The organism is Streptomyces sp. NPDC020192 (assembly GCF_044388685.1).
Classification (GTDB): domain Bacteria; phylum Actinomycetota; class Actinomycetes; order Streptomycetales; family Streptomycetaceae; genus Streptomyces.
The window spans coordinates 236,001-256,516 of sequence record NZ_JBIRXG010000014.1 but is presented as its reverse complement, the minus strand read 5'-3'; the positions used below and the strand labels follow the sequence as shown (position 1 = coordinate 256,516).

The 20,516-nt window shown below is 70.7% G+C and carries 18 protein-coding genes; 8 read left to right on the top strand and 10 right to left on the bottom strand.

Features of this window, described 5'->3' with window-relative positions; translation table 11 throughout:
• Window positions 1-181: 181 nt before the first annotated feature.
• From ACH47Z_RS26910 to ACH47Z_RS26880, 7 genes are all read right to left on the bottom strand, one after another.
• A complete protein-coding gene (locus ACH47Z_RS26910; RefSeq protein WP_399077939.1) occupies window positions 182-1,207 on the bottom strand; it encodes a LacI family DNA-binding transcriptional regulator in 1,026 nt (341 codons plus the stop codon).
• Between the two features lie 88 nt (window positions 1,208-1,295).
• Window positions 1,296-2,720, bottom strand: coding sequence for a BNR repeat-containing protein (locus tag ACH47Z_RS26905; protein WP_399077937.1), 1,425 nt, complete (start codon window positions 2,718-2,720; stop codon window positions 1,296-1,298).
• A gap of 51 nt (window positions 2,721-2,771) precedes the next feature.
• A complete protein-coding gene (locus tag ACH47Z_RS26900) occupies window positions 2,772-3,092 on the bottom strand; it encodes an L-rhamnose mutarotase (RefSeq protein ID WP_399077935.1) in 321 nt (106 codons plus the stop codon).
• A gap of 17 nt (window positions 3,093-3,109) precedes the next feature.
• Entirely contained in the window at window positions 3,110-4,189 is a 1,080-nt protein-coding gene (gene rhaS, locus ACH47Z_RS26895) for a rhamnose ABC transporter substrate-binding protein (protein ID WP_399077931.1), read from the bottom strand.
• 35 nt (window positions 4,190-4,224) lie between these two features.
• Window positions 4,225-5,235 carry an ABC transporter permease gene (locus tag ACH47Z_RS26890; protein ID WP_399077929.1) on the bottom strand — a complete coding sequence of 337 codons (1,011 nt, stop codon included), beginning with the start codon at window positions 5,233-5,235 and terminating at the stop codon, window positions 4,225-4,227.
• On the bottom strand, window positions 5,228-6,298 hold the full coding sequence (locus tag ACH47Z_RS26885) for an ABC transporter permease (protein ID WP_399077927.1): 1,071 nt from the start codon (window positions 6,296-6,298) through the stop codon (window positions 5,228-5,230). Before ACH47Z_RS26885 ends, ACH47Z_RS26890 begins: the two co-directional genes overlap by 8 nt.
• Entirely contained in the window at window positions 6,295-7,812 is a 1,518-nt protein-coding gene (locus tag ACH47Z_RS26880) for a sugar ABC transporter ATP-binding protein (protein ID WP_399077925.1), read from the bottom strand. Before ACH47Z_RS26880 ends, ACH47Z_RS26885 begins: the two co-directional genes overlap by 4 nt.
• A 261-nt stretch (window positions 7,813-8,073) precedes the next feature.
• Here ACH47Z_RS26880 and rhaI point away from each other — a divergent pair, with 261 nt between their 5' ends.
• From rhaI to ACH47Z_RS26840, 8 genes are all read left to right on the top strand, one after another.
• Complete coding sequence (gene rhaI, locus ACH47Z_RS26875; protein ID WP_399077923.1) at window positions 8,074-9,234, top strand: L-rhamnose isomerase; 1,161 nt, start codon at window positions 8,074-8,076, stop codon at window positions 9,232-9,234.
• A 141-nt stretch (window positions 9,235-9,375) separates the two neighbouring features.
• Window positions 9,376-11,415 carry a bifunctional aldolase/short-chain dehydrogenase gene (locus tag ACH47Z_RS26870; protein ID WP_399077921.1) on the top strand — a complete coding sequence of 680 codons (2,040 nt, stop codon included), beginning with the start codon at window positions 9,376-9,378 and terminating at the stop codon, window positions 11,413-11,415.
• Window positions 11,412-12,860 (top strand): rhamnulokinase family protein, encoded by a 1,449-nt coding sequence (locus ACH47Z_RS26865; RefSeq protein WP_399077919.1) that lies wholly within the window; start codon window positions 11,412-11,414, stop codon window positions 12,858-12,860. Before ACH47Z_RS26870 ends, ACH47Z_RS26865 begins: the two co-directional genes overlap by 4 nt.
• A 120-nt stretch (window positions 12,861-12,980) precedes the next feature.
• Complete coding sequence (locus ACH47Z_RS26860; RefSeq protein ID WP_399077917.1) at window positions 12,981-13,736, top strand: (Fe-S)-binding protein; 756 nt, start codon at window positions 12,981-12,983, stop codon at window positions 13,734-13,736.
• The gene (locus ACH47Z_RS26855; RefSeq protein ID WP_399077915.1) at window positions 13,733-15,217 is read left to right on the top strand and encodes a lactate utilization protein B; all 1,485 of its coding nucleotides are present in this window, start codon (window positions 13,733-13,735) and stop codon (window positions 15,215-15,217) included. The genes ACH47Z_RS26860 and ACH47Z_RS26855 overlap by 4 nt, the downstream gene beginning before the upstream one ends.
• Entirely contained in the window at window positions 15,214-15,861 is a 648-nt protein-coding gene (locus ACH47Z_RS26850; protein WP_399077913.1) for a lactate utilization protein C, read from the top strand. The genes ACH47Z_RS26855 and ACH47Z_RS26850 overlap by 4 nt, the downstream gene beginning before the upstream one ends.
• 84 nt (window positions 15,862-15,945) lie before the next feature.
• On the top strand, window positions 15,946-16,938 hold the full coding sequence (locus tag ACH47Z_RS26845; RefSeq protein ID WP_399077911.1) for a zinc-dependent alcohol dehydrogenase family protein: 993 nt from the start codon (window positions 15,946-15,948) through the stop codon (window positions 16,936-16,938).
• 64 nt (window positions 16,939-17,002) lie between these two features.
• Entirely contained in the window at window positions 17,003-18,157 is a 1,155-nt protein-coding gene (locus tag ACH47Z_RS26840) for a betaine/proline/choline family ABC transporter ATP-binding protein (RefSeq protein WP_399077909.1), read from the top strand.
• A 6-nt stretch (window positions 18,158-18,163) separates the two neighbouring features.
• Here the strand turns inward: ACH47Z_RS26840 and ACH47Z_RS26835 are convergent, their stop codons facing one another.
• The 3 genes from ACH47Z_RS26835 to ACH47Z_RS26825 are packed head-to-tail and all read right to left on the bottom strand — an operon-like array spanning window position 18,164 to window position 20,471.
• Window positions 18,164-19,126: an ABC transporter substrate-binding protein gene (locus tag ACH47Z_RS26835; RefSeq protein ID WP_399077907.1), complete on the bottom strand. Its 963-nt coding sequence runs from the start codon at window positions 19,124-19,126 to the stop codon at window positions 18,164-18,166.
• Window positions 19,123-19,794 carry an ABC transporter permease gene (locus tag ACH47Z_RS26830; protein ID WP_399077905.1) on the bottom strand — a complete coding sequence of 224 codons (672 nt, stop codon included), beginning with the start codon at window positions 19,792-19,794 and terminating at the stop codon, window positions 19,123-19,125. The genes ACH47Z_RS26835 and ACH47Z_RS26830 overlap by 4 nt, the downstream gene beginning before the upstream one ends.
• Window positions 19,791-20,471: an ABC transporter permease gene (locus ACH47Z_RS26825; protein ID WP_399077903.1), complete on the bottom strand. Its 681-nt coding sequence runs from the start codon at window positions 20,469-20,471 to the stop codon at window positions 19,791-19,793. The genes ACH47Z_RS26830 and ACH47Z_RS26825 overlap by 4 nt, the downstream gene beginning before the upstream one ends.
• Between the last annotated feature and the right edge of the window lie 45 nt (window positions 20,472-20,516).

Here is a 20,516-nt window from a genome sequence, read left to right as displayed (position 1 = left end):
TCGACGTGCTGTGGGCGCTCCTGCGCGACAACAGGGTCTTCACCTCCGCCCCGCCGATCGCGCAGGCAGCTTGACTCAGTCATTGAAACTCCCGGGACGGGCAGTACGGACGCGACCCAGTTCAGCACATGACCGGGCGCGAGCCGAGTCCGGGGATCATCGTTTCTTACTGACCTTCGGGTCAGCGTGCGGCGAGGCTGGAGCGGCGCACCACCAGCTCCGGCTGGAGCACCACCCGCCGGTGCTCGTGCGCCCGCTTGCCCTCGCCCTCCTCGGTCTCCTCCAGCAGCAGCTCGGCGGCGAGCGCGCCCATGGTGACGGCCGGCTGCCGTACGGAGGTGAGCGGTACGGCGGCCGCCGCCGCGAACTCGATGTCGTCGTAGCCGACGATCGCCAGGTCGTCCGGGACGGTCACGCCCGCCGCGTACATGGCCTGGAGCACGCCGAGGGCGAGCAGGTCGTTGGCGCAGAACACAGCGGTGGGGCGGTCGGCGAGGCCGAGCAGTCGGGCGCCCGCGTCCCGGCCGGCGGCCACGTCGAGCCGTTCGGTGGGCAGCTCGCGCAGCGCCTCGGGGCCGAGCCCGGCCTCGGCGAGCGCGTTCAGCGCGCCGGTACGGCGGTCGCGGACCTGGTTCAGGCCGGGCGGTCCGCTGACGTAGGCGATCGAGCGGTGCCCGGCGTCCACCAGATGGCGCACGGCGAGCGCGCCGCCCGCCACGTCGTCGACGGAGACGGAGCACTCGGTGGTGCCCTCGGCGACCCGGTCGACGAGCACGAACGGGATGCCGTGGCGGCGGAAGGCCTCGATGTTCCGGCCGGTGGCGTCGGCCGGGGTCAGCAGCACGCCCCGCACCCGCTGTTCGGCGAACAGGGACAGGTACTCGGCCTCCTCGGCGGCGTGCTGCGCGCTGTTGCAGACCATCACGCCGAGCCCCGCCTCCCGGGCGGCCCGCTCGGCACCGCGCGCCACGTCCACGAAGAAGGGGTTGCCCATGTCGAGGACGAGCAGGCCCATGATCCGGCTGCGGCCCGCGCGCAGCTGGCGTGCGGACTCGCTGCGGACATAGCCGAGCCGCTCGATGGCCGACTGCACCCGGGCGCGGGTCTCGGAGGCGACCGTGTCCGGGCGGTTGATCACGTTGGACACGGTACCCACGGACACGCCGGCGGCGCGGGCGACGTCCTTGATACCCACCGACTGGGCCATCGGGCTTCTGACCTCCTGAGAGACGAGGGGCGGCGGGCAGTGCTTCACAGTACCGTCACCGCCCCGTACGGTTTGTCCCCTTGTCCGCTCACGCGGGCAGGGCGAACTCCACGACATGCAGCGCCGAGGGCGTCGTACCGCTGGACTTCTCCTGGTACATGAACGCCAGCACATTGTCGGACCTGGCCCGCAGCTCGTCGATGACGACCTCGCCGAAGGCGTTGAGTGTGCTGCCGTCGTACAGCAGGGTCCAGTCGGTGTAGCCGGAGGACTTGGAGGCGCCGGCTATACGGCCGTAGGGGAAGATCGCGTACGCGTTGTCGTATGTGTCCAGGATCAGCTTGGTGCGCTGGCTGGAGTCGAGGGCGACCGGGATCTCGGTCTTGGTCCAGGTGCCGGAGGAGTTCTTGCAGAGGTGGAAGGCGCGGCCGTTGGCGGTGCGGTCGGAGACGTAGTCGGTGGTGCACTGGCCGAAGCGGCCCGGGACGTAGCTGATGATCGCGTGCGGGAGGCCGGCGGAGTCGGTGAACTGGCTCTCCTGGTTCATCAGGGAGTGGTCGGGGTTGAGCGAGTCGACCACCAGTCCGGAGTCGGTGACGGCGACCGTGTCCGACGTACCCGTGGTGCCGACGACGGTGCCCGCGTCGTTGAGCCAGGTGCGGCCGAGGTCGGTGGAGTAGACGTAGCCGGTGTCGTGGTTGGTGATGCCGCCGCTGTTGCACATCACGGCGGCGTTCTGCTCGCGCCAGGTGAAGAAGGAGTGCAGGCGGCCGTTGACGTCGTAGTCGATGCCGTGCAGGTACATGTTGCGGGCGGTGCTGGAGCCGTGCGAGCTGGTGTACGTGCCGGTGGAGCTGGACCACTCCCCGAGGTCGGTCCAGGACGAGCCGTCGTACTCGGCGATCGCGTTGCGGCCGTTGCCCGAGATGCCGACCCGGTAGCTCAGCTGGAGCTTGCCGTCGGGCCGGGAGATGAACTGAGGGTAGGTGAACTGCGAGGTGAGCGGGAGGCCGTCCATGCTGGTCTGTACGGCGCCGAAGACGGAGGACGTCCAGGAGGTGGTCGACGGGTTGTCGAGGAGTCCGGCGATCGACTTCACGTAGAAGTAGCCGTTGCTGTGGGAGTCCATGGTGAGGTGGAGCCGGCCGTCCACCTTGGAGACGCCCATGGAGATGACGTTGTGGGAGTCGCTCGCCTTGAGGACGTGGGCGAGAGTGACGGTCGCCCAGGTGGAGCCGCCGGTGACGCGACGGGCGACGACCGCGTTGCCGGTGGAGGTGTACCAGGTGGCGTACTGGTAGCCCTTGTAGGTCAGCAGGCCGTTCTTCTGGAACGAGTTGTTGTTGACCAGGCCGTCGTAGGACACGAAGAAGATGGCCTGGGAGTCGAGGGTGGTGGTGCCCTTGAGGGTGACGGAGGGGCCGGGGTCGGCGGCCCGGGCGATGCCGGAGCCGAGAGCGGGGGTGGCCATGGCGCCAAGGGTGGCGGCACCCAGCAGGGTGCGTCTCTTCATCTCGGGGGACTCCATTGTCGTGCGAGGGCAGGGGGTGTTCCCTTGAGGGGTTCAGGCGAGGTGGAACACCTCGGTGAGCGGCTTCATCGCCTCGTCGGGGCGGGCTCCGTCGAGGGACTCGAAGAAGGGGCCCATCTCGGCCTGCCAACGGGCGTTGACCTCGGTGGCCTCCATGCCGGCGAGCGCGGCCTCGAAGTCCTCGGTCTCGAGGTAGCCGACGAGCAGACCGTCGTCACGCAGGAAGAGCGAGTAGTTGTGCCAGCCGGTGGCCGAGAGCGCTTCGAGCATCTCCGGCCACACGGCGGCGTGGCATTCACGGTACTCGGCGATGCGGTCCTGTCGGACCTTGAGCAGGAAACACACGCGCTGCATGAAGTACTGCCCCGTGACTAGAAGTTGAACTGGTCGATGTTCTTGGCGTCGAACACGGTCGGCTTGCCGAGGGTGATCACGCCGTCCTTGCCGATGGTGTACGTGGTGTCGCCGGCCTTGAAGGTCTCGCCCTCCTTGCCGGTGATCTGGCCGGAGACCAGGGCGACGGCGGTGCGGGCGGCGAGGTCGCCGAGCTTCGCCGGGTCCCACAGCTCGAAGGCGTCGACGGTGCCGTTCTTGACGTACGTGCGCATGTCGTTCGGGGTGCCGAGACCGGTCAGCTTGACCGTGCCCTTGTACTTGGAGCCGGACAGGTACTGGGCGGCCGCCTTGATGCCGACGGTGGTCGGGGAGATGATCCCCTTCAGGTTCGGGTACTGCTGGAGCAGGCCCTGGGTCTGCTGGAAGGACTGCTGGGCGTCGTCGTTGCCGTAGGCGACCTTGACCAGCTTGACGTTCTTGTACTTCGGGTCCGTCAGCTCCTTCTTCATGTAGTCGATCCAGGTGTTCTGGTTGGTCGCGGTCTGCGCGGCCGACAGGATCGCGATCTCGCCCTTGTAGTTGATCTGCTGGGCGAGCAGTTGCACCTCGGTACGGCCCAGGTCCTCGGCGCCGGCCTGCGAGATGAAGGCGTTACGGCAGTCGGCGGTGGTGTCGGAGTCGTAGGTGACGACCTTGATGCCGTTCTTCATGGCCTGCTTCAGCGCGGTGCACAGGGCACCCGGGTCCTGCGCGGAGACGGCCACCGCGTTCACCTGCTGCTGGGTGAGCGTGTTGACGTAGGAGACCTGGCCGGAGGTGTCGGTGGCGCTGGACGGGCCGACCTCCTTGTAGCTGGAGCCCAGCTCCTTCAGGGCCGCGTCGCCACCCTTGTCGGCGGAGGTGAAGTAGGGGTTGTTGACCTGCTTGGGCAGGAAGCCGACGGTCAGCCCCTTCTTGGTGGCCGCGTTCGGGTCGGCCGTGCCGGCCGCCGCGTTGGAGCTGCTGTCGCTCTTGACGTCGCTCTTGGTGGTGCCGCCGCAGGCGGTGACGGCGAGGGCGAGAGAGGTGGCCGTGGCGAGGGCCGCACAGGCACGGCGGATCGACGACTTGCGCATGGCGAGTTTTCCTTTGCGAGAACGAGCGGACGGAGTCATGCGGCAGGCGTGGGGGCCTGGGGCACCGGCGCCGGGGCGGCTCTGCGGCCGGCCCTCGCGACGGAGATCTGGCGTGCGACCCGGGGGCCGAGCACGGAGACGACGAGCAGGACGCCGGTGACGACGATCTGCGACTGGGCGGAGACGTTCAGGAGACTCATCACGTTCTGCAGCGCGCCGAGCAGGAAGACTCCCGCGATCGCGCCGCCGAGCGTGCCCTTGCCGCCGTCGAAGTCGATGCCGCCGAGCAACACGGACGCGACGACGGAGAGTTCGAGGCCGGTGGCGTTGTCGTAGCGGGCGCTGGCGTAGTGCAGGGCCCAGAAGACGCCGGTGAGGGAGGCCATGAACCCGGTGGCGACGAACAGCAGGAGCTTGGCCCGCTTGACCCGTATCCCGGCGAACCGGGCGGCCTCCTCGCTCGCGCCGATCGCGAACAGCGAGCGCCCGAACGGGGTGGCGTGCAGGACGACGACGGCGATCGCGAGCAGCACCAGGAAGGGCAGGAAGGCCTGTGGGAGGAAGGAGTTCCCGAGCCGTCCGGCGGCGAAGTCGAGGTACTGGGTGGGGAAGTCGGTCACCGCGTCCGAGCCGAGGATGATCTGTGCGATGCCCCGGTAGGCGGCGAGGGTGCCGATGGTGACGGCGAGGGAGGGCAGCCCGAGCCGGGTCACCAGCAGGCCGTTGCCCAGCCCGCACACGACACCGAGCAGCAGGCAGATCGGGATGATCTGCTCGATCGCCATGCCCTCGTTCCACAGCTTGCCCATCACCGCGCCGGACAGGCCGGCCGTGGAGGCCACCGACAGGTCGATCTCGCCGGAGACGACCAGCAGGGTCATCGGCAGGGCGATCAGCGCGACGGGCAGGGTGTTGCCGATCAGGAACGACAGGTTGAGGGCGTTGCCGAAGCCGTCGACGAAGGAGAAGGACAGCAGGAGCAGGACGATCAGCAGGGCGCCGACGACCGTGTCCCAGCGGATGGCTCGGGTCAGGGACTCAGGCACGAGCCTCCCCCTTCTGTGCGGTCGGCTTCGCGGAGGCCGACTTCTTCTTGAGGGCGGCCGCCACCCGCAGGGCCACGATCCGGTCGACCGCGATGGCGAGCAGGAGCAGCACGCCGTTGATGGCGAGGACCCAGACGGAGCTGACGCCGAGGGCGGGCAGCACGCTGTTGACGGAGGTCAGCAGCAGGGCGCCGAGGGCCGCGCCGTAGACGCTGCCGGAGCCGCCGGTGAAGACGACGCCGCCGACCACGACCGCGCTGACGACGGTGAGTTCGTAACCGTTGCCGGTGCCGGAGTCGACGTTGCCGAACCGGGCCAGGTACATGGCGCCCGCGAGGCCGGCGAGGGCGCCGCAGAAGGTGTAGGCGACGAGGATCCGCTTGCGGACCGGGATACCGGCGAGGCGTGCGGCCTCCGGGTTGGAGCCGAGGGCGTACAGCTCGCGGCCGCCGCCGAAGTGCTTGAGGTAGTAGGCGGTGGCGACCAGCACGGCGAGGGCGATCATCGCCAGGTACGGCACGGCGGACAGGCCGCCGGAGCCGAAATCGACGAAGGAACCGGGCAGGTCGGCCGCGGTGATCTGCCGGGAGCCGACCCAGATGGAGTCGATGCCGCGAATGATGTACAGCGTGCCCAGGGTCACCACCAGCGCGGGCACCTGGCCGAGGCTGACGAGCAGACCGTTCACCAGGCCGAAGCCGATGCCCAGCAGCACCGCCAGCACGATCGCGACGGCCGGGTTGCCGCCTCCCTGGAGGTAGACGCCGGCGCCGAAGGCGCTGATGCCGAGGGTGGAGCCGACGGAGAGGTCGACGTTGCGGGTGATGACCACCAGCGACTGGCCGGTGGCGACCAGGACCAGGATGGTCGCGTTGAGGAGCAGGTCCTTGATGCCCTGCTCGGACAGGAACTCGCTGTTGCCGGCCTGGGTGACGCCGATCATCGCCAGGAAGACGACCAGGATGGCGAGTTCGCGCATCTTGAAGACGCGGTCGACGAGCCGGGTGCCGCTGGACCTGGGCACGTCGGCGACGGGGGTCTCGTGCGGGGTGGTCACCGTCATGCGGCGGCCCTCCCGGTGGCTGCGGCCATCACCGTTTCCTCGGTGGCTTCGGAGCGCGGGATCTCGGCGGCGAGGCGGCCCTCGTGCATCACGAGCACGCGGTCGGCCATGCCGAGGATCTCGGGCAGGTCGGAGGAGATCATCAGGACGGCGACGCCGTCCGCGGCGAGCTGGGACAGCAGCCGGTGCACCTCGGCCTTGGTGCCGACGTCGATGCCCCGGGTGGGTTCGTCGACGATCAGCACCTTGGGGCCGGTGGCCAGCCACTTGGCGAGGACGACCTTCTGCTGGTTGCCGCCGGAGAGCGTGGAGACGGTGTCGGCGATCCGGGCGTACTTGACCTGGAGCTTGACCGCCCAGTCCAGGGACCGGCTGCGCTCGGCGCCCCGGTCCATCAGGCCGGCCTTGACGGTCGTACGCAGCCCGGTCAGGCCGATGTTGCGCTCGATGGACATGTCCATCACCAGGCCCTGGGCGCGCCGGTCCTCGGGGACCAGGGCGAGCCCGGCCGCCATCGCCGTGGAGGGCGCGCCGTTGGTGAGCTTGCGGCCGTCGATCTCGACCTCGCCGGCGTCCCACCGGTCGACGCCGAAGACGGCCCGAGCCACCTCCGTACGGCCGGCGCCGACGAGCCCGGCGAGACCGACGATCTCGCCGCGCCGCACCTCGAAGGAGACGTCGGTGAAGACGCCCTCCCGGGTCAGCCGCCGTACGCTCAGGGCGACCTCGCCGGGCTCGACCTCCTGCTTCGGGTACAGCTCGTCGAGATCCCGGCCGACCATGCGCCGTACGAGATCGTCCTCGGTCATGCCGTCGAGGGGCTCGCCGGCGATCCACGCGCCGTCGCGCAGGGTCGTCACCCGCTGGCAGATCTCGAAGATCTCCTCCAGCCGGTGGGAGATGAACAGCACCGCCGCGCCCTGTTCGCGCAGGGTGCGCACGACGCCGAAGAGGCGGGCGACCTCGCTACCGGTGAGGGCGGCGGTCGGCTCGTCCATGATCAGGACGCGGGCGTCGAAGGAGAGCGCCTTGGCGATCTCGACGATCTGCTGGTCGGCGATGGACAGACCGCGTGCGGGGCGGTCGGGGTCGAGGTCGACGCCGAGCCGCTTCATCAGGGCGGCGGTGGCCGCGTTGGTGCCCTTGTGGTCGATACGGCCGAAGGCGCGCCGGGGCTGGCGGCCCATGAAGATGTTCTCGGCGATCGACAGGTCGGGGAAGAGCGTGGGCTCCTGGTAGATCACGGCGATGCCGGCGTCGCGGGCGTCGCCGGGTCCGTGGAACTGGACGGGCTCACCGTCGAGGAGCACCTGGCCGGCATCCGGGCGGTGCACCCCTGCAAGGGTCTTGATCAGGGTCGACTTGCCCGCGCCGTTCTCACCGGCGAGGGCGTGAACCTCGCCGGCGAACAGCTCCAAGGAGACGCCCCGCAGGGCGCGTACGGCACCGAAGGACTTGGCAACGTCCCTCAGCGCCAGCACCGGGGACGGTCCCGGGTCGGACGGGTGGGTCATGGGTGGCTCCTCGACGACGCCGGCGGGAGAGCCGTCGCAGCGCCGTGAAAGGTTTCAACTGGATTGCCGGGACGTTAGGCATGGCAGCCATGTCACGTCAATGGGTATCGCTCGAAAAATTTCGATAGCCGAAGGCCATGCCCGGGTCACGGAAAAAAGGCCTGGCAGCAGGGCTTGACACGCCTTCGGCGGGCCCATAGCTTCCCGTCCTGAATCGTTTCACACGAAAGCCCTTCCGGACCGATGTCACAGGAGCCCGAAGTGACCGACCTCGCCGCGGTGAAGGCCGCGCTGAAGACCCAGGCCGTCGAGACGCCGTCATGGGCGTACGGGAACTCGGGGACGCGTTTCAAGGTGTTCGCCCAGCAGGGCGTGCCACGCACTCCGCAGGAGAAGCTGGAGGACGCGGCGCAGGTCCACGCCTTCACCGGTGTCGCGCCGACCGTCGCGCTGCACATCCCTTGGGACAAGGTCGAGGACTACGCCGCGCTGGCGAAGCACGCCGAGGAGCGTGGGGTGAAGCTCGGCGCGATCAACTCCAACACCTTCCAGGACGACGACTACAAGCTGGGCAGCATCTGCCATCCGGACGCGGCGGTGCGGCGCAAGGCCGCCGACCACCTGCTGGAGTGCGTCGACATCATGGACGCGACCGGCTCCGCCGACCTCAAGCTGTGGTTCGCGGACGGGACGAACTATCCCGGTCAGGACGACATCCGCGCCCGGCAGGACCGGCTCGCCGAGGGCCTGGCCGAGGTGTACGAGCGCCTCGGCGACGGGCAGCGGATGCTGCTGGAGTACAAGTTCTTCGAGCCCGCCTTCTATACGACCGATGTTCCGGACTGGGGGACGGCGTACGCGCACTGCCTGAAGCTCGGGCCCAAGGCACAGGTCGTCGTCGACACCGGGCACCACGCCCCCGGGACCAACATCGAGTTCATCGTCGCCACGCTGCTGCGCGAGGGGAAGCTCGGCGGGTTCGACTTCAACTCTCGGTTCTACGCCGACGACGACCTGATGGTGGGGGCGGCGGATCCGTTCCAGCTGTTCCGGATCATGTACGAGGTGGTGCGCGGGGGTGGGTTCTCGCCCGAGGTCGCGTTCATGCTCGATCAGTGTCACAACATCGAGGCCAAGATTCCGGCGATCATCCGGTCGGTGATGAACGTGCAGGAGGCTACGGCGAAGGCGCTGCTGGTCGACCGCGTCGCTTTGGCCGATGCACAGGCTGCCGGTGACGTACTCGGGGCGAATGCCGTGCTGATGGACGCGTACAACACGGATGTGCGGCCGTTGCTTCGTGAAGTGCGGGAGGAGATGGGGCTGGACCCTGAGCCTCTTGCTGCTTACCGGCGGTCCGGGTGGGCCGAGAAGATCGTTGCCGAGCGGGTTGGGGGGAAGCAGGCGGGGTGGGGGGCGTAAGCGTCTGCCGGGTTCTGTTTGTTGCGGGGTGCGGGCCGTGTGTGGCTGGTCGCGCCCACGCGGCGGAGCCGCAAATCGATACAGCCCCGCGCCCCTGAAAGCACCTCCACTCACCCTCATTCAAGTAAGGACAGGACGTTCATGTCACCGCACCTCGAAGCCGCCGCCCTCCTCGCTCGCTCGCATCGACTGGGGGCCGATCCCCGTAACACCAACTACGCCGGCGGCAACGCGTCCGCGAAGGGCAGTGACACCGACCCCGTGACCGGGGGCGACGTCGAGCTGATGTGGGTGAAGGGGTCGGGAGGTGACCTCGGAACGCTCACCGAGGCCGGGCTGGCCGTGTTGCGGCTGGACCGGCTGCGGGCCCTGGTCGAGGTCTACCCCGGTGTCGAGCGCGAGGACGAGATGGTCGCCGCCTTCGATTACTGCCTGCACGGCAAGGGCGGGGCCGCTCCCTCCATCGACACCGCCATGCACGGGCTGGTCGAGGCCGCGCATGTGGACCATCTGCACCCGGACTCCGGGATCGCACTCGCCTGCGCGGCCGACGGGGAGAAGCTGACCGCCGAATGCTTCGGGGACACGGTCGCGTGGGTGCCCTGGCGGCGGCCCGGGTTCCAGCTGGGCCTGGACATCGCCGCCGTCAAGGAGGCCAACCCGCGGGCGATCGGCGTCATCCTCGGCGGGCACGGCATCACCGCCTGGGGTGACACCGCCGAGGAGTGCGAGCGGAACTCGCTGCACATCATCCGGACCGCCGAGAAGTTCCTGGAGGAACGCGGCAAGGCCGAACCCTTCGGTCCGGTCATCGAGGGGTACGGCGCGCTGCCCGAGGCCGAGCGACGGGAGCGGGCCGCTGCCCTCGCGCCGCACGTCCGGGCGATCGCCTCGCAGGACAAGCCGCAGGTCGGGCACTTCAACGACGCGGACCCGGTACTGGAATTCCTGGCCCGGGCCGAGCACCCGAGGCTCGCCGCGCTCGGTACCTCCTGCCCCGACCACTTCCTGCGCACCAAAGTGCGGCCGCTGGTCCTGGATCTGCCGCCCGCCGCTCCGCTGGACGAGGCGGTCGCGCGGCTGAAGGAGCTGCACACCGAGTACCGGGCGCAGTACACCGCCTACTACGAGCGGCACGCCGAGCCCGGCTCCCCCGCGATGCGCGGCGCCGACCCGGCGATCGTGCTGATCCCGGGCGTGGGCATGTTCTCCTTCGGCAAGGACAAGCAGACCGCGCGGGTCGCGGGCGAGTTCTACGTCAACGCGATCAACGTGATGCGGGGCGCCGAGGCCGTGTCGTCGTACGCGCCCATCGAGGAGTCCGAGAAGTTCCGCATCGAGTACTGGGCACTGGAGGAGGCCAAGCTTCAGCGGATGCCGAAGCCGAAGCCGCTGGCGACCCGGGTCGCGCTGGTGACGGGCGCCGGCAGCGGGATCGGGAAGGCCATCGCCCAGCGGCTGGTGGCCGAGGGCGCGTGTGTCGTCGTCGCCGACCTCGACGCGGAGAACGCCGTCGCCGTCGCCGAGGAGCTCGGTGGTCCGGACAAGGCCGTCGCCGTGACCGTCGACGTGACCGACGAGGAGCAGATCGCCGGTGCCTTCAAGGCCGCCGTGCTCGCCTTCGGCGGGGTCGACCTGGTCGTGAACAACGCGGGCATCTCCATCTCGAAGCCGCTGCTGGAGACGTCGGCCCGGGACTGGGATCTGCAGCACGACATCATGGCGCGCGGTTCCTTCCTCGTCTCGCGCGAGGCGGCCCGGCTGATGATCGCGCAGGAGCTGGGCGGGGACATCGTCTACATCGCGTCGAAGAACGCCGTCTTCGCCGGTCCGAACAACATCGCCTACTCCGCCACCAAGGCCGATCAGGCACACCAAGTACGCTTGCTTGCCGCCGAGTTGGGTGAGCACGGCATCCGGGTCAACGGCGTCAATCCGGACGGCGTGGTGCGCGGCTCCGGGATCTTCGCGGGCGGCTGGGGTGCCCAGCGGGCGGCCGTGTACGGGGTGGATGAGGAGAAGCTGGGCGAGTTCTACGCACAGCGGACCATCCTGAAGCGGGAGGTGCTGCCGGACCACGTGGCGAACGCGGTGTTCGCGCTCACCGGCGGGGACCTGACCCACACCACCGGGCTGCACATCCCGGTCGACGCGGGCGTGGCGGCCGCGTTCCTGCGATGAGCGGCGGTGCGAAGTCGTACGCGGCGGTCGACCTGGGCGCGTCCAGCGGGCGCGTGATGGTCGGCCGGGTCGGGCACGACTCGCTGGAGCTGCGGGAGGCGCACCGGTTCGTGAACCGGCCGGCGCGGGTCCCGGAGGGGCTGCGCTGGGACGTCCTCGCGCTGTACGCGGGCGTGCTGGACGGGCTGCGGGCGGCCGGCCAGGTCGACTCCGTCGGCATCGACAGCTGGGCCGTGGACTACGGCCTGCTGGACGCCGACGGTGCCCTGCTGGGCAACCCGGTGCACTACCGCGACGCCCGCACCGAGGGCGTCGCGGAGAAGGTGTGGGCGAGCGTGCCGGCGGCCGAGCTGTACACGGCGACCGGCCTCCAGTACGCGCCCTTCAACACCCTGTACCAGCTGACGGCGGCCCGCGACACGCGTCAACTTGCCTATGCCGAGCGGCTGTTGCTCATTCCGGACCTGCTGACGTACTGGCTCACCGGCGAGCAGGGCACCGAGCTGACCAACGCCTCGACGACCCAGCTGATCGATCCGCGGACGCGCGAGTGGTCGTACGACGTCGCCGCCCGGCTGGGCATCGACCTGAACCTGTTCGCCCCGCTGCGGCAGCCGGGTGAACCGGCCGGTCTGCTGCGGCCCGAGGTGCTGGAGGAGACGGGCCTGACCGGGCCGGTTCCGGTGACGGCCGTCGGCTCGCACGACACCGCTTCCGCGGTGGCCGCCGTCCCGGCGACCGGTGAGCGGTTCGCCTACATCTGTACCGGCACCTGGTCCCTGGCGGGGCTGGAGCTGGCCGCTCCGGTGCTCACCGAGGAGAGCCGGGCCGCGAACTTCACCAACGAGCTGGGGCTCGACGGCACCGTCCGGTATCTGCGCAACATCATGGGGCTGTGGCTGCTCCAGGAGTGCCAACGAGCGTGGGGCGAGCCCGACGTGGGGCTGCTGCTGCGCGAGGCGGGCACGGTGCCGGCGCTGCGTTCGGTGGTGGACGCCGGGGACGAGGCGTTCCTGGCGCCGGGGCGGATGCCGGAGCGGATCGCCGCGGCGTGCCGGGCGACGGGGCAGCCGGTGCCCCGGTCGCGGGGCGAGATCACCCGGTGCATCCTCGACTCGCTGGCCCTCGCCCACCGGCGGGCCGTCGCGGACGCGCAGCGGCTGGCCGACCATCCGGTGGACGTGGTGTACATCGTCGGCGGCGGCACCCGCAACGCGCTGCTGTGCCAGCTGACGGCCGACGCCTGCGGGCTGCCCGTGGTGGCGGGTGCGACGGAGGCGGCGGCCCTCGGCAATGTCCTCGTCCAGGCCCGCGCCCACGGGCTGGTGGACGATCTCGCCGCGATGCGCCGGCTGCTCACCCGGACCCAGCCGCTGACCCGGTACGCGCCGCGCGGCGACGGGGCCCGCTGGCGGGCGGCCGAGGCACGGCTCGCCACACGGTGAACCCACCCCACGGTGAACCCACCACATGGTGCGACCGCCACACGGTGAGTCGCCCTCTCCCCTCGGCGGTATGCGCCGACTACCCTGCACTCGTCCGATGACCGATCCCGAGGAGCCGCGATGCGTGTCGCTCTGTTCCTGACCTGTGTCAACGACACGCTCTATCCGGACACCGGCCGGGCCGTGGTGAAACTGCTGACCAGGCTGGGCGTCGACGTCGATTTCCCGATGGGCCAGACGTGTTGCGGGCAGGCGCACTACAACACCGGTTACCGGCATGAGACGGAGCCGCTGGCCCGGCACTTCTCCGATGTCTTCGGCGAGTACGAGGCGATCGTGACCCCGTCCGGGTCGTGCGCGGCGATGGTGCGGGAGCTGTATCCCCGGATGGGCGAGCGGGCGCGTGCCGAGGGGCGCGGGGACTCGCTGGCGCGGACGCTGGCACCAGTGGTGCCGAAGACGTACGAGCTGACGGAGTTCCTGGTGGACGTGCTCGGCGTGACGGATGTGGGCGCTCACTACCCGCACAAGGTCACCTACCATCCGACCTGTCACGGCCTGCGCGGCCTCGGACTGGGCGACCGGCCGAGGCGGCTGCTCCAGGCGGTCAAGGGCCTTGAGCTGGTGGAGCTGCCGGGCGCCGAGGAGTGCTGCGGGTTCGGCGGCACGTTCGCGCTGAAGAACGCGGACGTCTCGGCGGCCATGGGCGCGGACAAGGTGCGCGCGGCCGAGTCGACGGGCGCGGAGGTGCTGTGCGCGGCCGACAACTCGTGTCTCATGCACATCGGCGGCACGATGAGCAGGCTGCACACGGACATCCGGCCGGTGCACATCGCGGAGATCCTGGCGAGCACGGAGGAGGAACCGGCCGTATGAGCGGGACGTTCGTCGGCATGCCTGCATTCCCTGCGTTTCCGGAGGCGGCCCGCGAGGCCGTCGGCAACGCGACCCTGCGCGGCAATCTGCGGCACGCCACCCACACCATCCGCGCCAAGCGTGCCAAGGCGGTCGCGGAGGTGTCCGACTGGGCGGCGCTGCGGGAGGCGGGCCGGCGCATCAAGGACCACACGCTGCGCCATCTCGACCGGTACCTGGAGCAGTTGGAGGAGTCGGTCACCGCGGCGGGCGGTACGGTCCACTGGGCGGCCGACTCCGACGAGGCCAACCGGATCGTGACCCGACTGGTCAGGGAGACCGGTGAGTCGGAGGTCGTCAAGGTCAAGTCGATGGCCACCCAGGAGATCGGGCTCAACGAGGCCCTCGAGGCAGCCGGCATCCGGGCCTACGAGACCGATCTCGCCGAGCTGATCGTGCAGTTGGGCAAGGACCGGCCCTCGCACATCCTGGTCCCGGCCATCCATCGCAACCGGGGCGAGATCCGGGACATCTTCGCGCGAGAGATGAGCGAGTGGGGGCGCCCGGCGCCCGAGGGGCTGACCGACACGCCCGCCGAACTCGCCGAGGCCGCGCGGCTGCATCTGCGGGAGAAGTTCCTGCGGGCCAGGGTCGGCATCTCCGGCGCCAACTTCATGGTCGCCGAGACCGGCACGCTGGTCGTGGTGGAGTCCGAGGGGAACGGCCGGATGTGCCTGACCCTGCCCGAGACGCTGATCTCGGTCGTGGGCATCGAGAAGGTGGTACCGACCTGGCGGGACCTGGAGGTGTTTCTGCAGACACTCCCCCGCTCCTCCACGGCCGAGCGCATGAACCCGTACACCTCGACCTGGACCGGCACCACCGACGGCGACGGCCCGAGCACCTTCCATCTGGTCCTGCTGGACAACGGCCGCACCGACACCCTCGCCGACCAGGTCGGCCGCCAGGCCCTGCGCTGCATCCGCTGCTCGGCCTGCCTCAACGTCTGCCCGGTCTACGAACGCGCGGGCGGGCATGCCTACGGCTCGGTCTACCCCGGCCCGATCGGCGCCATCCTGAGCCCTCAACTCCGGGGCACGGCAAGCGAGATCGACGCCTCGCTGCCGTACGCGTCGAGCCTGTGCGGGGCCTGCTACGAGGTCTGTCCCGTCGCCATCGACATCCCGGAGGTGCTGGTGCATCTGCGGGAGCGGGTGACCCAGGGCGGTCCGGCGGTGCGTGAGGGCAACCGGGTGCTGCTGAAACCGGCCAAGGGGCATGCGGCGGAGCGGGCGGCCATGCGCGCGGCCCGCTGGGCGCTGGCCCACCCCGGCGCCCTGCGCACCGGCCAGCGGCTCGCCTCCCGCACCCGCCGGCTGCACCCCCGTACCCTGCCGGGCCCGGGCCGGGCCTGGACCGGCACCCGGGATCTGCCGCCGGTGCCGGCGGAGCCGTTCCGGGACTGGTGGCAGCGCACGCACGGCGGAAAGGACGGCAAGTGAGCAGCAGGGACAGGGTGTTGGGCCGGGTACGGCGGGCACTCGCCGATGTGACTCCGGACGAGCGGCCGTACGAGGAGGTCGTCGGCCGGGACTATCTGCGCGAGCACGGACACCGTACGACCGAGGAGACGGTGGAGCTGCTGGCCGAGAACCTGGCGGACTACCGGGCGATCGTGCACCGCGCCGACGCCGACGAGGTGCGGATGCTCGTCATGCGGCTGCTGGCCAAGCGCGGCTCGCAGGAGATGCTCGTGCCGCCCGGGCTGCCGCCGGACTGGCTGGCCGCCGCCGACCCGGTGTGGATCCACGACCGGGCGGCGAGCACACCGCAGCAGTTGAACCGGGTGGGCAGTGTGGTGACGGGGTGTGCGGTGGCGATCGCCGAGACCGGCACGATCGTCCTCGACGGCTCCCCCGACCAGGGCAGGCGCCGTATCTCGCTGATCCCGGACCATCACATCTGTGTCGTCCGCGTCCCGGACCAGGTCGTCTCCTCCGTCCCGCAGGCCCTCGAACGCCTCGATCCGGCGCGCCCGTTGACCTGGATCTCGGGTCCGTCGGCCACCAGTGACATCGAGCTGGACCGGGTGGAGGGGGTGCACGGCCCACGCACGCTGGAGGTGATTCTGCTCCGCGGAGACTGAATTACGACAGCCATCAAAATTTGACACCCATCGAACTTTCGCGCACAGTGGTCCTCGATCACCAGGCGAGCAGGGGGAGTTGAGATGGCGAGGACGGTGCGGTTCCACGAGACCGGCGGACCCGAGGTGCTGCGGGTGGAGGAGCTGGAGCCGGGCGAGCCGGGCCCCGGAGAGGTGCGCCTGCGGATCGAGGCGATCGGGCTGAACCGGGCGGAGGTCCTGTTCCGCCGGGACGTCTACATCGAGCCGGTCAAGCAGCTGCCGGCGCGGCTGGGCAACGAGGCCTCCGGGGTGGTGGAGGCGCTCGGCCCGGACGTGACCGGTTTCGAGGTCGGCCAGGCGGTGAGCGTGCTGCCGAGTTTCTCGCACAACGACTACGGGGTGTACGCCGAGCGGGCGCTCGTGCCGGCCGCCGCGCTCGTGCCCCGGCCGGACGGGGTGGACGCGGTGACCGGGGCCGCCGTGTGGATGCCGTATCTGACCGCGTACGGGGCGATGGCGGAGATCGGCGGGATGCGGGCGGCGGACGTGGCGGTCGTGAACGCGGCCTCCAGCAGCCTCGGGCTGGCCGCGGTCCAGACGGCGAACCGGCTCGGCGCCACGCCCGTCGCGGTCACCCGGACCCGGGCCAAGCGGGAGCGGCTGCTGGCGGCCGGCGCGGCGGAGGTGATCGTCTCGGACGAGGAGGACGTGACCGGCCGGGTGCGGGAGCTGACCGGCGGCCGGGGCGCCGAGTTCGTCCTCGACGCGGTGGCCGGGCCGGGCGTGACGGAGCTGGCCCGGGCGGTGGCGGCGGACGGAACGCTGCTGTTGTGGGGTGCGCAGAGCGGGCAGCCCACGCCGTATCCCGGGTTCGAGCTGAACATGCCGGCGCTGAACATGCGGACGTTCACCATGCTGGAGATCACCCGCGACCCCGGCAGGCTGCGGCGCGCGAAGGCGTTCATCACCTCGGGGCTGCGCACCGGCATGCTGCGGCCGGTCGTGGACCGGCTCTTCCCACTGGAGGAGATCGTGGCCGCCCACCGCCACCTGGAGTCGAACGAGCAGTTCGGGAAGATCGTCGTGACCGTCTGACGGTGCGTGCCCCGTTCCGCCGCACCGGCGCGCATGCCGCGCACAGCGCCGTTAGCGTGAGGGAATGATCCGGTTCGAGCAGGTCACCAAGCGGTATCCGGACGGTACGACGGCCGTGGACGACCTCTCCTTCGAGGTCGCCGAGGGTGAGCTGGTCACGCTCGTCGGACCGTCCGGCTGCGGCAAGACGACGACCATGATGATGGTGAACCGGCTCATCGAGCCGACCTGCGGCCGGATCCTCGTCGAGGGCGAGGACGTCGCCGGTGTCGACCCCGTGCGGCTGCGCCGCCGCATCGGCTACGTCATCCAGCAGGTGGGTCTCTTCCCGCACCGCACCGTCCTGGACAACACCGCGACCGTGCCCGCGCTGCTCGGCTGGAAGCGGGCGAAGGCGCGGGCGCGGGCCGCCGAGCTGCTCGATCTGGTCGGGCTCGACCCGACGACGTACGGCCCGCGCTACCCGGAACAGCTGTCCGGCGGGCAGCGGCAGCGGGTCGGGGTGGCGCGGGCGCTCGCCGCGGACCCGCCGGTGCTGCTGATGGACGAGCCGTTCGGCGCGGTCGACCCGGTGGTGCGCGAGCAGTTGCAGGACGAGTTCCTGCGCATGCAGGCCGCGGTGCGCAAGACGGTCCTGCTGGTCACCCACGACATCGAGGAGGCCGTCCGGCTCGGCGACCGGATCGCCGTGTACGGGCAGGGCCGGATCGAGCAGTTCGACACGCCCGGCGCCGTGCTGGGGGCGCCCGCCACGCCGTACGTCGCCTCCTTCGTGGGCGCCGACCGGGGGCTGAAGCGGCTGTCGGTCACCGCGATCGAGCCGGACGACCTGGAACAGCCGCCGGTGGCCCGGCTGGACGAGCCCGCCCCACACGCCGTGGAGCGGCTGCGGGCCGAGGGCGCGCGCTGGGCGGTCGTCCTCGACCCGGACGGCGACCTGGCGGGCTGGGTCGGCATCGAGGCCCTGACGGCGGGCGGCACGGTCGGGGACCACACCCACCGGATGACGGCGTGGGTGCCGGTCGGCACGCCGCTGAAGCAGGCGTTCGGGGTGATGCTCCAGTACGACGCCGGGTGGGTCGCGGTGCTGGACGGCGCGCGTTTCCTCGGCGTGCTCACCCCGGCGAAACTGCACGAGGCGCTGCGCCGCTCGGTGGACGCGGACGCGCGGGGCGTGGCGCGCGGGCAGGTGCCGTTCGACTCGGTGTCGGACGCCTGAGACGTGTCAACTCGCCTGTTTCAGCAGGCCCTTGTCCTTCAGATAGGTGCGGGCCACGTCGGAGGGCAGCCGGCGCCAGCTGTCGACCTGCTGGTTCATCGCGGCCAGGTCGGCGGTCGTCAGTACGTCGTTGAGCCTGCCGAGTGCCTTGGTCACGCCCTCGCCGCCCGCGCGGGAGCGGTTGACGACCGGGACGATGTAGTCGGCGTTCTGGAGGTGTTTGTCGTCGGCGAGCAGGACCAGGCCGAAGGAGTCGAGCGTGGCGTCCGTGGTGGTGGTCAGCACCATCTGGTCCCGGCCCTCCTGCACGGCCCGCTTGGCCTGGGTGGTGCCGACGCCCTTGGGGTCGACACCGGTGATGTCGATGCCGTACACCTTCGTCAACCCCGGTTTGCAGTAGGGCCGTTGGACACACTCGTCACCGGCGGCGAGCCGCACCCTCAGCTTCGCCGCGCCGAGTTCGCTGAGGGTCTTCAGGCCGTGCTCGCGAGCGTAGTCGGCGCGTACGGCGAAGGCGTTCTGGTCGACGGCCCGGCCGGGCGGGAGGACGGTGAGGCCGCGGGGTGCGGCGAGCCGGCGCAGGGCCGTCATCGTCGCGCCGAGGTCGGGGGAGCCGACGGGCTCGGCATCGGCGCCGTGGGTCTTGGCGTTCAGCCAGTCGGCGAAGGTGGCCGCGTACTCGGGCACGACGTCGATCTGGCCGGACTCCAGCGCCGGTTCGTACAGCTCCCGGTTGGCGACCGTGATCATCGACGCCTTGTAGCCGGCCTGGCCCAGCAGCTGGGCGTACATCTGGGCGAGCAGATCGCTCTCGGTGAAACCGGCCGAGCCGATGGTGAGGCGGTGGCTGTCGCCGGGCGGTGCGCTGACCTCGCCGCGGTTCTCCAGGGAGGGGCCGGTGGTGCAGGCGGAGAGGGTGCGGAGCATGAGGAACGTGAGGAGCGCGACGGCCGGCAGGGCTCTTCTCATCGGCCGCCCCTGGCCCATGCCGGTGCCAGTCGTTCGGCGATCTCGAAGACGCCTTCCACGACGAGCGCGAACCCGGCGACCAGGATCGCTCCCGCGACGACCTGGGGCGTACTGGCCAGGTTGAAGCCGGCGGTGATGATCCGCCCGAGGCCGCCGCCGCCCGCGAGCGCGGCGATGGTGGCGGTGGCGACCAGCTGGACGGCGGCGAGCCGCACCCCGGTGAGGACCAGCGGGAGCGCCAGGGGCAGCTCCACGCGCAGCAGCATCTGCCGTCCGGTCATCCCCATGCCCCGGGCCGCCCGGACGACACCTCGGTCGACCTCGCGCATGCCGACGTAGGCGTTGGTGAGCAGGGGCGGCACGGCGAACAGCACCAGGGCCACCACCGTGGGACCCTCGCCCCACCTGCCGACCGGGGTCAGGAGCAGCAGGACCAGCACGGCGAAGGTGGGCACGGCCCGGCCGACGTTGGAGAGGTTGACGGCGAGCGCGCCGCCCTTGCCGAGGTGGCCGAGGACCAGGGCGACCGGGAGCGCGATCACACAGCTGACGGCGAGACAGACGACGGTGAGGACGAGGTGCTGGAGCAGCCGGTGCCGGATGCCGTCGTCGCCGGACCAGTGTGCGGGGTCGGTGAGCCAGTGCCAGGCCGCGGTGAGCGTGCTCATGCGTGGCCCGCCCGGGCCCAGGGGGTGATCAGCCGCTGCACGCCGAGCAGCAGCAGGTCGGCGGCGACGGCGATCAGCACGCACAGCACCGACGCGGTGAGCACCTGGGCCTTGAAGTAGGTGTTCATGCCCGCGTAGATGAGGTTCCCGAGGCCGCCGAAGCCGACGATCGCGCCGACCGTGACCAGGGAGACCGCCGAGACCGTGGCGATGCGCAGCCCGGCCATCGCGGCGGGCAGGGCGAGGGGCAGTTCCACGGTGAGCAGCAGCCGGACCGGGCCGTAGCCGAGGCCGCGCGCGGCCTGCCGGGTCTCCTCCGGGACCGCGCGCAGGCCCGCGAGGATGTTCCGGACCAGCAGGGTGAGCGAGTACAGCACCAGCCCGGCGACGACGAGTGTCGCCGACAGGCCGTAGACCGGCAGCAGCAGGGAGAACATGGCCAGCGACGGGATGGTGTAGAGGATCGTCGTCAGGGCGAGCACCGGCCCGGCCGCCCAGCCCCAGCGGCGGGCCAGCACCGCGAGCGGCACCGCGACGACCAGCCCGATGAGGACCGACAGCGCGGTCAGCTGGAGATGCTGCACGACCGCGTCGAGCAGGATCTGCCGACGCGTGCTCAGGTAGGCGCCGCAGACCCAGTCGTTGCGCGCGAGGCAGTCCTGCGGAGGTGCGGTCACGCATTCATTGGACCGGGCGGGCGGGCGCGGGGGCGCGTCGGGCTG